This is a genomic window from Arthrobacter burdickii (genome assembly GCF_030433645.1).
Lineage (GTDB): Bacteria > Actinomycetota > Actinomycetes > Actinomycetales > Micrococcaceae > Arthrobacter_D > Arthrobacter_D burdickii.
In genome coordinates this window covers 1,661,195-1,672,979 of record NZ_JAROCG010000001.1, presented here as the reverse complement: position 1 = coordinate 1,672,979, position 11,785 = coordinate 1,661,195, and the positions used below count along the sequence as shown (strand labels likewise).

Annotated in this window: 8 protein-coding genes; 5 read left to right on the top strand and 3 right to left on the bottom strand. The window is 71.5% G+C overall.

Going from position 1 to position 11,785, the window contains the following annotated elements:
* Position 1 precedes the first annotated feature (1 nt).
* Together P5G52_RS07845 and P5G52_RS07840 are read left to right on the top strand one after the other, a co-directional pair.
* Positions 2-2,158: a molybdopterin oxidoreductase family protein gene (locus P5G52_RS07845; RefSeq protein ID WP_301226237.1), complete on the top strand. Its 2,157-nt coding sequence runs from the start codon at positions 2-4 to the stop codon at positions 2,156-2,158.
* Positions 2,155-3,669 carry an FAD-dependent oxidoreductase gene (locus P5G52_RS07840; protein ID WP_301226236.1) on the top strand — a complete coding sequence of 505 codons (1,515 nt, stop codon included), beginning with the start codon at positions 2,155-2,157 and terminating at the stop codon, positions 3,667-3,669. The genes P5G52_RS07845 and P5G52_RS07840 overlap by 4 nt, the downstream gene beginning before the upstream one ends.
* Before the next feature lie 149 nt (positions 3,670-3,818).
* Here the strand turns inward: P5G52_RS07840 and P5G52_RS07835 are convergent, their stop codons facing one another.
* The 3 genes from P5G52_RS07835 to nirB are packed head-to-tail and all read right to left on the bottom strand — an operon-like array spanning position 3,819 to position 8,662.
* Positions 3,819-4,940 carry a uroporphyrinogen-III synthase gene (locus P5G52_RS07835; protein ID WP_301226235.1) on the bottom strand — a complete coding sequence of 374 codons (1,122 nt, stop codon included), beginning with the start codon at positions 4,938-4,940 and terminating at the stop codon, positions 3,819-3,821.
* Positions 4,937-5,989, bottom strand: coding sequence for a uroporphyrinogen-III C-methyltransferase (cobA, locus tag P5G52_RS07830; RefSeq protein WP_301226234.1), 1,053 nt, complete (start codon positions 5,987-5,989; stop codon positions 4,937-4,939). Before cobA ends, P5G52_RS07835 begins: the two co-directional genes overlap by 4 nt.
* Positions 5,990-5,992: 3 nt before the next feature.
* Entirely contained in the window at positions 5,993-8,662 is a 2,670-nt protein-coding gene (gene nirB / locus P5G52_RS07825; protein ID WP_301226233.1) for a nitrite reductase large subunit NirB, read from the bottom strand.
* 266 nt (positions 8,663-8,928) lie between these two features.
* Here nirB and nirD point away from each other — a divergent pair, with 266 nt between their 5' ends.
* The 3 genes from nirD to P5G52_RS07810 all read left to right on the top strand — a co-directional run bounded on the left by nirD (position 8,929) and on the right by P5G52_RS07810 (position 11,758).
* Entirely contained in the window at positions 8,929-9,318 is a 390-nt protein-coding gene (gene nirD / locus P5G52_RS07820) for a nitrite reductase small subunit NirD (protein WP_301226231.1), read from the top strand.
* 37 nt (positions 9,319-9,355) lie between these two features.
* Complete coding sequence (locus P5G52_RS07815; protein WP_301226229.1) at positions 9,356-10,153, top strand: sirohydrochlorin chelatase; 798 nt, start codon at positions 9,356-9,358, stop codon at positions 10,151-10,153.
* Between the two features lie 216 nt (positions 10,154-10,369).
* Positions 10,370-11,758: an MFS transporter gene (locus tag P5G52_RS07810; protein ID WP_435868694.1), complete on the top strand. Its 1,389-nt coding sequence runs from the start codon at positions 10,370-10,372 to the stop codon at positions 11,756-11,758.
* The last annotated feature ends 27 nt before the right edge of the window (positions 11,759-11,785 follow it).

Here is an 11,785-nt window from a genome sequence, read left to right as displayed (position 1 = left end):
GGTGGAGCAGGCCGGGACCGGGCAGCAGACGCACTGCCCCTACTGCGCCCTCCAGTGCGCCATGACCGTCACGGCGAGCAGCCACGGCAGGAACGACGGCGTGACGATCACCGGCCGGGAGTTCCCCACCAACCGCGGCGGGTTGTGCCGGAAGGGCTGGTCCGCCGCGGACCTGCTCAGCCACCCGGACCGGCTCACCGCACCCCTGGTGCGCGGCGCCGACGGCGTGCTGCGGGAAGCGGAGTGGGATGCCGTACTGCACCTGATCGCCGACCGGGTCCGCAGCATCCAGGCGGAGTCCGGCCGGGACTCCGTCGCGGTGTTCGGCGGCGGCGGCCTCACCAACGAGAAGGCGTACACGCTGGGCAAGTTCGCCCGGCTTGCGCTGCGCACCTCCCGCATCGACTACAACGGCCGGTTCTGCATGTCGTCGGCGGCGGCGGCCGGGAACCGCGCGTTCGGCGTCGACCGCGGCCTCCCCTTCCCCCTGGAGGACCTCGACGCCGCGTCCGTGGTCCTGCTCCTCGGCTCGAACACCGCGGACACCATGCCGCCGTTCGTCCAGCACCTCCGGGGGGCGCAGGCCGCAGCGGGCCTGATCGTCGTCGACCCCCGGCGCTCCGCCACCGCCCGCCTGACCGACCAGGGCAAGGGCGTCCACCTCCAGCCCACGCCCGGTACGGACCTCGCGCTCCTCCTCGGCCTCGCGCACGTGGTGGTCGCCGAAGGCCTCGAGGACCGCCGCTACCTCGCAGCACGGACCAGCGGGTACGACGACGTCGCACGCGGGCTGGCCCGCTGGTGGCCGGAGCGCGTGCAGGGCATCACGGGCGTCCCCGCCGCCGCGATCCGGGCGACGGCGAGGCTCCTGGCGCAGGGAGCACGCAGCGGAGCACAGGGCGGTCCTGGTGCCTACATCCTCACCGGCAGGGGCATCGAACAGCACGCGGACGGCACCGACACGACCACCGCGGCGATCAACCTCGCGCTCCTCCTCGGATTGCCCGGCACGCTGCACAGCGGCTTCGGGACGCTGACGGGCCAGGGCAACGGGCAGGGCGGCCGGGAACACGGCCAGAAGGCGGACCAGCTGCCCGGCTACCGGAAAATCACCGACCCTGCAGCCCGCGCGCACGTCGCCGCGGTCTGGGGGGTGCCGGAGGATGCCATCCCCGGACCCGGACTGCCCGCCGTCGAACTCCTCGCCTCCCTCGGCCGGCCGGGCGGCACCCGCTGCCTCTTCGTGCACGGCGCCAACATTGCCGTATCGGCACCGAATGCCTCGACGGTGATCGACGGACTCCGGTCGCTCGATCTCCTCGTCGTCTCGGACTTCTTCCTGTCCGAGACCGCCGCTCTGGCCGACATCGTGCTGCCCGTCCTCCAGTGGGCCGAGGAGGAGGGCACCGTGACGAACCTCGAGGGCCGGGTCCTGCGCCGCCGCGCCGCCGTCGCCCCTCCCCCCGGCGCCCGCAGCGAGCTGTGGCTGATGCAGGAGCTCGCCCGCCTGCTCGAGGCGCCGTCGCTCTTCAGCGACGACCCGGCGACGATGTTCGATGAGCTCGCCCGCGCCAGCGCCGGCGGGATCGCGGATTACTCCGGACTCGACTACAGCGTGCTCGAGGGCGGAGCGGCCGCCTACTGGCCCTACCCCGCGGGGAGCACCGGCACTCCCCGCCTGTTCCTCGACGCGTTCACCCATCCGACCGGTCGCGCCGTGCTGGTGCCGGTGGCTCCCCGGTCGGCCGCCCTCGACGCACGGGTTCCTGCCCCGCTCCTGCTCGCCACGGGCCGGCTGCTCGAGCACTACCAGTCCGGGACGCAGACCCGGCGCGTCACCGAACTGCTCGCCGCCCAGCCGGCGGCCCGCCTGCAGCTCCATCCCGCCACCGCCCAGGACCTCGGCATCGCGCAGGACGACCCCGTCGTCGTCACCAGTGCCCACGGCGAAGCCCGGGCGCTGGCGGACCTCACTGCCGACATCCGCCAGGACACCGTCTTCCTCGCCTTCCACTACGCGGAGGCGGAAAGCGCCAACCGGCTCACGGGAGGCGCCACCGATCCGGTTTCAGGCATGCCCGAGTTCAAGACGACACCGGTCCGGGTCGCGTCCCTGTCCACCCGCGCATTCACCGACCAGCTGGAGGCCATCGCATGAGCAACGCCGCACCTGTTCCGGAACGGATCGTCGTCGTGGGCTTCGGGCCCGTCGCCGCGCGGCTCATCGAGCACCTCGAGCCGTTCGTCGCCGCCGGATGTGTGGCGTTGACGGTGATCGGCCAGGAGCAGGACGCCGCCTACAACAGGGTGCTCGTCGCCGACGTTGCGGTGGGCCGCACGCGGGAGTCCGCCATCCGGCTCGCCGACGCGGCGGCGCTGATCGCCGCGGGTGTCGACGTCCGGCTCGGCGCCCGTGCGGCGAGGGTGGACCGGCCCTTCCGGCGGGTCCTGCTCGACGACGGACAGGCCATCGGCTACGACCGCCTGGTCCTCGCCACCGGATCACGCCCTCTCCTGCCGCGGCTCGAGGGGCTCCACGACGAGCTCCTCCTCCCGCCGGGCGTCAGCTTCCTCCGGGACCTCTCCGACGCGCGAGCCGTGTCGGCGGCCCTGGCCGCGCGGCAGCGCATCGTGGTGCTGGGCGGAGGCATCCTCGGCATCGAGGCAGCCCTCGCCGCCGCCGAGGAAGGAGGACGCGTGACGCTCGTCCACAACGGCAGGGCCCCCATGGAGCGGTTCCTCGGTGAGGGCTCACGGGTCCTGGCCGCGGCCCTGACTCGGGCCGGCATCACCGTGGTGGCCGGCACGTCCACAGGCATCACCCTCACGGACGGGCGCTTCTCGGGTCTCACCCTCGAGGGCGGGACCCAGGTCAACGGCGGCGCCCTCGTGCTCGCCTGCGGCGTGAGGCCGCGTACCGAACTCGCCGACGGCTGCGACCTTCCTACTGCCGCCGGGATCCTCGTGGACCACGAACTCCGCGCACTCGACACCCAGGACATCTGGGCGATCGGTGACTGCGCCGAGGTGCGCTGCTGGGACGGCTCCTGCCCGGCATGCATCGGTGTCACCACGCCGCAGGGGCTGATCGGCCCTGGCTGGCAGCAGGCGGACCAGCTCGGTCGGGCTTTCGCGGCGGACCTGTCCGGCGTCCCCGCCGCCGTCGTCGGCCTGCCCGACCGGCGGGACGCCGTCCTGGTCCTCAAGGCCCGCGGTGTCGACGCCGTGACCGCGGGTGAGACGGACGCCGATCCGTGGACGGTGGAACCGGGCCTCGCCGTCGCTGTGTGGACGGACCCGGGGCACGGTCGCTACGCGAAGATGGTCACGCGCGACGGCGTGCTGACGGGCCTCGTGTGCGTGGGCATGCCGCGGACCGGCGCGGAACTGGTGCTGCTCTTCGAACGCGGCAGCGAACTCCCCGCCGATCGCTCCAGCCTCCTGCGGCTCGACAGCATCGAGGGTGCCGGCGCAGCTCGGACTCCAGGACCCGACGCGACCCTGTGCCGGTGCGCGGGGATCACGCGGGGCACGGTGCAGGAGTCCGTCCACTCGGGCTGCGCGACGGTGCAGGACGTCTCGGTGGGCACGCGGGCCGGAACCGGCTGCGGGGGCTGCCATGACGAGATCCGGGCCGTCATCGAGCAGCACTTCGCCGTGGCATCGTGACAGGCATCGCGACAGGCATCGTGACAGGCATTGTGACCGGCATCGTGAGCGGGTGGCCCCGCCGGTTGAACGGGGCGGGGCGTCGCCGGAGGGCGTCGTCGGAGGGCGCGGACGGGTGATGCAGGACGGGCCGCGAGCGCGGCCAACACCTACACGTGCAGCCGGTACCCGCGCTTGACCACGGTCTCGACCAGGCCGGGGTCCGGCAGGGACTTCCGCAGCCGGTTCACGTTCATGTCGAGGGCATGGCCGGCACCGGTGTGTGCGAGGAGGTGCGTCAACGCATCTCGGCTGAGGACGGCACCGCGGGCTGACAGCAGCGCCTTGAACAGCACGAGCTGCGCGGGCGCCAGCTCCACCTGGACCTCGTCCACCCTGACGGACCTGCCCCGCACCTCCACGTAGCCGGAGCGGGTCCGGAGCTGCTCGACGTGGTGTTCGGCGAGGTGGTCGCAGACGAGGCGGATCAGGGCACCCATGCGGTAGCGGTCGGGCACGATGGGCTCGATGCCGGCGTCGAGCAGGGGCTGCGCGGTGACCGGCCCGACGGCGGCCGCGAGGACGCTCCGGCGGAACCGCTGGATCAGTTCCTCCTGCAGGCCCTGCTCGGCGGCCGTGTTGAACAGCGCGTCCACGGCGGGGGCGCTCGTGAAGGTGACGCAGTCCAGCTGCCCGGCGCAGACGGCCTCGATCAGCCTCGGCAGCCGCTCGGAGCCCTCGGGCTTGATCCAGCGGTACGGCGTGACGGTGAGCAGGGTCGCGCCCGCCGCGCGGAGCCGGGCCAGCTGGTGCGCGTCGGCGTAGGCGTGCAGCTGTACGCCGATGGTGAGGCCTGAGAGGTCCTGCTGCAGCAACTCGTCGACCAGCGTCGCCGTCGTCTCGTCGGAGCTGATGCCGACGTCGTCGAGCCCGGCCGCTCGCACCGCTCCCCGCGCCTTGGGCCCGCGCACGTAGATGCGGCCGTTTCCCAGGACGTCCAGCAGGTCGTCACCGAGCCCGGCGGCGTCCGCCGCCTCGAACCAGCGGCGCATGCCGTAGGCGGTGGTGATGAGAAAGAGGTCCGGGCGGGCGGCCACCATGGCAGCGGTGTCCGAGAGCAGCTCCACGTCCTCGGCGATGGGCGCGATCTTCAGGGCCGGTGCGTGGAACACCGAGGCGCCGCGCCGCTCGAGGGCGTCGATCAGGTCCCCCGAGCGGCGGTCCGACGTCACACCGATACGGAAGCCGGCCAGCTGCCCTCCCGACCCGTCCAGTCGGATCGCCTCGGTCATGACGCCAGCGATTCGGTCAGGCGGGCGAGGTGCGCGGCTCCACCCTGTAGGTCGAGGCCCACGCGCACCACCTCCCCGATCACGAGCACCGCCGGGGACTGGCACCGTGCGGCACCCGCCGCCGTGACGATCGTGGCGAGGGTGCCCGCCGTCGTCCGCTGGGACGCGCTGTACCCGCGCTCGACGACGGCGACCGGCATGTCCGGGCGCATCCCGGCGCGGCCGAGGCCGGCGACGAGCTGGGGAAGCGTGGAGACGCCCATCAGGACCACGATGGTCCCGCCGAGGCCGGCCAGGTGCTCGTGCTCCTCGTCGCTCAGCGGAGCGTGGCCGGACACCACCGTGAACAGGTGGCTGACGCCCCGGTGGGTGACCGGGATACCGGCGGCAGCAGGGACGGAGATCGCCGAGCTGACACCCGGCACTACACGGCACGGCACCCGGGCCGCGAGGCATGCTGCGAGCTCCTCGCTCCCGCGCCCGAAGACGAAGGGATCGCCGCCCTTGAGTCGGACCACGGCGTTGCCGTCGAGCGCGTACCGGACCAGGAGATCGTTGATGCCGGCCTGCGGCACGCGGTGGTGGCCCGGCAGCTTCCCGACGTCCACGAGGTCGGCCGCCGGGGCGAGCTCCGCGAGCGCGTCCGTCGGGGCGAGCCTGTCGTACAGGACGACGTCGGCCTCGCGGAGGGCCGCGGCCGCGTCGAGGGCCAGGAGTCCGAGTGCGCCCGGCCCGCCACCGACGAGGGTCACGGTGCCGCTCCCCTGCGCAGCTGCCTCCCGCACGAACAGTGCGCCGCTGCGGCGGCACCGATCGCGCAGTGCGTCCATCGCGCAGTCCGGATCCGCGTTGGGTGCCTCGCCCACCGCGTCTCCGACCGCGACGACGAGCGCGGCGCCGACGAGCACCGCGTCCGTGCAGGCCTGGGCAGTCTCCCGCCGGTCGACGTCGGCCCCTGCGGCCCTGTAGCGGGCCACGACCCTGCGCGAGGCCCGCTCGGCCCCGAGGACCACGACGCGACGCCCGGCCAGATCGATCTCGAGTTGCATGATTCAGCCCTCGGTTCCTGGTGCGGTTCCTGCTGCGGAGCGGAGGGGGATCGCCGCTCCGAGGTTCGTGCGACGGGCCTGCGCCTCGATCTCGGCGGGGGTGGCCGGCCGGCGCTGGCCCCGCTCCTCGACGAGGACGATCGACTGGTCCGCGGCGTCCGGAGCGTTGACGAAGGACCGGAAGCGGCGGAGCCGGTCGGGGTCCCTGAGCGTTGCCGCCCACTCGTCCTCGTAGTGCTCGATATGGCGGGCCATCGCTGCCTCGAGGTCCTCGGCAATGCCGAGGGAGTCGTGGATGACGACGTCGCGCACGTGGTCGAGCCCGCCGTCGAGGTCGTCCATCCAGCGGGCCGTCCGCTGCATGCGATCGGCGGTGCGGATGTAGTACATGAGGTACCGGTCGATGTAGCGGATGAGCGTCTCGCCATCGAGGTCCTGGGCGAGGAGCTGCGCGTGAGCGGGCTGGAAGCCGCCGTTGCCGCCGACGTAGAGGTTCCAGCCCTGGTCGGTGGCGATGACGCCGACGTCCTTCCCCCGCGCCTCGGCGCATTCCCGTGCGCATCCGGAGACACCCATCTTGAACTTGTGGGGGGCGCGCAGCCCGCGGTAGCGCAGTTCGAGGTCGATCGCCATGGCCACCGAGTCCTGCACGCCGAACCGGCACCAGGTGGAGCCGACGCACGACTTCACGTTCCGCAGGGCCTTGCCGTAGGCCTGGCCGGATTCGAAGCCCGCCTCGACGAGGATCTTCCAGATCTCCGGGAGCTGTTCCAGGCGTGCACCGAAGAGGTCGATCCGCAGGGCCCCGGTGAGCTTCACGTACAGGCCGAACTGCTCGGCGACCTGCGCGATGACGGCGAGCTTCTGCGGCGTGATCTCCCCGCCCGGGATGCGCGGCACCACCGAGTAGGTGCCGTTGCGCTGCATGTTGGCCAGCGCACGGTCGTTGGTGTCCTGCAGCGTGCCGCGGCCGCCGTCGAGCACGTACTCCCCGCGCTGCGTGGCCAGGATGGAGCCGATGGCGGGCTTGCAGATGTCGCAGCCGTGGCCGGCCTTCGCCTCCTCCGTCGCTCCGAAGCGGCGGATGATGTCCTGGAAGGAGGCGAGGTCGAGGGCCTGGATGGCCTCGAACAGTTCGGGCCGCGACATCGCGAAGTGCTCGCAGATGCCCTTCGAGACGGTGCGTCCGGCCTTCGTGAGCTCACTGTCGAGCAGCTTCTTGAGCATCGGTACGCACGAGCCGCACTGGGTGCCGGCACGTGAGCACGCCTTGAGCGACAGCATGTCGAGCGCCGGCTCCTCGCCGCCGTCCCCCGTCCCGTGCACGGCGGACCGGCATGCGCCGGCGGTGACGTTGTTGCAGGAGCAGAGGATGACGTCGTCGGGCAGGTCGGACTGAGGAGCCTCACCGCCGCCGGCGGAGGAGAGGTAGGCCCCGGGCTCGGCGGGCAGCTCGCGGCCCAGCAGGGGCCGGAGTGCCGAGTAGGGCGCCGCGTCGCCGACGAAGATGCCGCCGAGCAGCGTCCGGGCATCGTCCGTGACGACGAGCTTCTGGTACAGGCCCCTCGCCGGGTCGGCGTAGACGATCTCGAGGCTGCCCGGAGTCTCCGCGAGCGCGTCACCGAAGCTCGCGACCTCGACGCCGGAGAGCTTCAGCTTGGTCGCGGTGTCGAATCCGGGGAAGGAGGACACGCCCCCGAGGATGCCGTCCGCGCAGACCTCGGCCATGGCATTCGCCGGGGCCACCAGGCCCATGCTGACGCCCTCGTAGCTCGCGACCTCGCCGATCGCCCACACACCCGGCAGGGCGGTCTCGCAGGCTGCGCTGATGACGACGCCGCCGCGGGGCGCCACCTCGAGCCCGGCGTCCCTCGCGAGCTCGTCGCGCGGCCGGATCCCGACGGCGAACACCACGAGGTCGGCGGGGAGGACGGACCCGTCGCTCAGCGCGACGCCGGTGACCCGCCCGCCGTCGTCCGTCTCGATGGAGGTCGGCGCACCGCCGCAGTGGATCCCTAGGCCCTTCGCCTCGATGAGGCGCCCGAGTGCCTGTCCCCCGCCCTGGTCGAGCTGCGCGTTCATGAGCCAGCCGGCCCGGTTGACGACCGTCGACTCGGCGCCGAGGTGCTGAAGTCCTCCGGCTGCCTCCAGGCCGAGGAGCCCGCCGCCGATGACGACGGCGCGCGGGGCCCGGCCGAGGCCGGCGGCGAGGCGGGCGGTCTCCGTGCGCAGCCACTGGACGTCGTCGAGCGTGCGGTAGACCGCCGCGTGCTCGCCGCCCGGCAGGGGCAGCCGTACGGCGTCCGATCCGGTGGCAAGGACCACGTCGTCGTAGGGGTACTTCTCTCCGGAGGCTCCCACCACGCACCGCGCCGCGAGGTCGAGTTTGACCGCCCGCTCACCGGTGACGAGCCGGATGGCCGGTTCGCGCCACATGAGCTGTTCGCCGAGGCTGAGGTCCACGTCGCCGGTCAGCGCGCTGCTCAGCGCCACGCGGTCATACGGTGCGTGCGCCTCCTCGGTGAGCACGGTGACGGAGAGTTCGTCGGTGCCGCGCCGCCAGAGGGCTTCGACGAACCGGTGTGCTGCAGGTCCCCCGCCCACGACGACGATGCGCCGTTCCGGCGCTGCGGGGACGTCCCCGGAGGGCCGTGATGATCGGTTCTCGCTCATGGTGTGCCTTCCATCCGGGCCGGGGTGGTCCCGCGTCTGGTTCCACCGTACGGAGGGGCAATTACTCCTGTGTGTCGCGGATGTATCGCAAAGTTAACTTCGGGCTCACCGGCGGGCGCCGGGCCGGTGAGGTGCAAGTTACCCGGGCGCAACAGCCCCGGGACCTGGTCGACACGTCCCCGGCCTAGCGTTGTGCTCAACGCACCGGACCCCGACAAACGCACCGGACCCCCGACATCAGCACTCGACATCAGCAGGAGAACGCCATGACCGAACTCGTACTCCAGCGCCCCACCGCACTCTCGGCCTGGGTGGCCGTCTGCCGACTCGACGACCTCGAGGAATGCTGGGGCGAGGCCGCACTGGTCGACGGGGAGCAGATCGCCCTGTTCCGGCTCCCCGGAAACCGGCTCTACGCCGTCGGCAACATCGACCCCCGGACGCAGGCTGCCGTCATGGCCCGGGGGATCGTCGGCTCGCGCGGCGCTGTGCCGACCATCGCCTCCCCGCTGCACAAGGAGGTCTACGATCTCGCCACGGGTGCCTGCCTGTCGGGTGGACAGGGACTCCGGGCGTATCCAGTGCGGTGCGTGGACGGCGTGGTCGAAGTGGGTGGAATCGAAGCGGCTGGAGTCGAAGCCCGCGGTGCCGCCTGAGCGCGTACGTTCCTCCATCAGTGCTTCAATGGCTGCCATGACCGCGCCTTCCAGCAATGCCCCCGTGCTCATCGCCTGCGCCCACGGCACGGACAACGTGCAGGGACGGCGCGAGATCGACGCCGTGCGGGCCGGGATCTCCGCGCTGCGTCCGGGGCTCGACGTTTTGGAGGCGTACGTGGATGTGCAGGTCCCCGACCTGGTGGACGTCGTGGCGTCGCTCCCGCCGGACCGTCCGGCCGTCATCGTCCCGCTGCTGCTGTCCGTCGGCTACCACGTGAAGGTGGACATTGCGCGGGTTGCCGCGAGCAGGCCGGGAACGGTGTCCGCTCTCCCATTGGGACCGGATCCGCGCCTCGCGTCCGTCCTGCAGCAGCGTCTCACCGAGGCGGGCGTGGCCGACGGCGATGCCGTGGTCCTCGCGGCCGCGGGGTCATCCGACGCGTGCGCCGCCGAGGACGTCGCGGAGGTGCGGGCGGTCCTCGCGGAACTCCGGACGGGTCCGGTGCAGCCGGGCTTCGGGTCGAAGGCCTCGCCGTCCGTCCCCGAGGCCGTCGCCGCCTACCGCGGGGGCCCGGATCGGGGTCCGGTCGCCCTCGCCTCCTACCTGCTCGCTCCCGGGTACTTCCACGACCAGCTGGCGAAGGCGGGCGCCGACGTCGTCAGCGCTCCCCTGCTGCCGAGTCCCGTCATCGCCGAGATCGCGCTCAGCCGGTACGACGACGCCGCCGCGCACCTCGCCGGCGGACTCCCCGGTCAGGAGGAACCCTGCCCGCGGCCGTGCCGCGCGCTGGTGTCGACATGCGTCCGGAGCGGTTCAGCCCAGCCGGTCTGATGCCGCCCGGGCCGCAGCGCCCCGCAGACCCTCTGCGGAGGAGCACAGCGGAGGAGCGGGACTAATTCCGTGGTCGGCGCAGTTATGCACTCGGGCCGGAAGCGGTCAGGTGCGCGTATGGCGCTCCGCCGAGAACAGGAATGAGACGACGTGACGACAGCGACGACCGAAGGAGTCGGCTTCCGGTCCCGGCGAGGACCAATTCTCATCGCCCTGATGCTGTCAACGGGTCTGGTGGCGATCGATTCCACGATCGTTGCGACAGCCGTACCGTCCATCGTGCAGGACATCGGTGGCTTCACGTCCTTCCCGTGGCTTTTCTCCGCCTACCTCCTGGCACAGGCTGTCTCGGTGCCCGTCTACGGGAAACTCTCGGACGTCGTCGGGCGCAAGCCGATCATTCTCAGCGGTATCGGTCTTTTCCTGCTCGGCTCGATTCTCTGCGGAGTGGCCTGGAGCATGCCGGCCCTCATCGCGTTCCGTGTGCTGCAGGGTCTCGGCGCAGGCGCGGTGCAGCCGGTGGCGATCACCATCGCAGGCGATATCTATACGCTGACCGAGCGGGCAAAGGTGCAAGGGTATCTTGCCAGCGTGTGGGCCGTCTCCTCGGTCGTGGGCCCAACTCTCGGAGGTGTGTTCTCCTCACTGGGTATCTGGCGTGGGATCTTCCTCGTGAACATTCCCCTGTGCCTGCTGGCCGGGTGGATGCTGCTTCGAACGTTCCACGAGAATATCGAACGCACGAAGCACCGGGTCGACTATCTCGGGGCGGGACTGTTGACGGTCTCACTCACCCTGATCATTCTTGGGGCCCTCGAGGGCGGTCAGGCGTGGGCCTGGAACTCTTTCATCAGCATCGCCGTCTTCACAGCCGGGGCGCTCCTGTTCGCCGCGTTCGTCCTCGTCGAGAGGAAAACCCCGGAGCCGGTCCTGCCGCCGTGGGTCGTGTCCCGACGGTTGCTCGCCACGACAGCGATGATCTCCTTCGGTGTCGGAGCGGTCATGCTCGGCCTCACCTCCTACGTGCCCACCTTCCTCGAAGGGGCCCTCGCGACCTCTCCGATTCTGGCTGGGCTCGCCTTGGCGGCGCTGACCCTCGGCTGGCCGATCAGCGCCTCCCAATCGGGCCGATTCTATCTGCGGATCGGATTCCGTAGGACGGCCCTGATCGGCGTCACCGTCACGGTCATCGGAACAGCCGTTCTTGCCCTCACCGCGTCCTCCCCCAGCATCCTGCTGGTGGCGGCGAGTTGTTTCATCGTCGGACTCGGACTCGGCCTGGTAGCGACCCCGAGCCTCATCGCCGCCCAGTCGAGCGTCGAGTGGGATGAGCGCGGTGTGGTCACCGGCACGAATCTCTTCGCACGATCGATCGGGAGTTCGATCGGTGTCGCCGTTTTCGGGGCCGTGGCCAACTCGATCTACGCCGGCAACCCGGGCGGCGACTCGGACGCGCAGACAATCGTCTCGGCCTCCACCGCGGTGTTCCTGGCGGTTCTGATCGGTGCACTTCTCACCGTCGTCGCCGTCGTCGCAATGCCGGCCACAAGCAAGACCACCCCAGAGGGGTCTGCCGAGACGGACACAGCGTCCTCAGGTCAGTAGGACCCTCGGGTCCGTGCTGCGACCGAG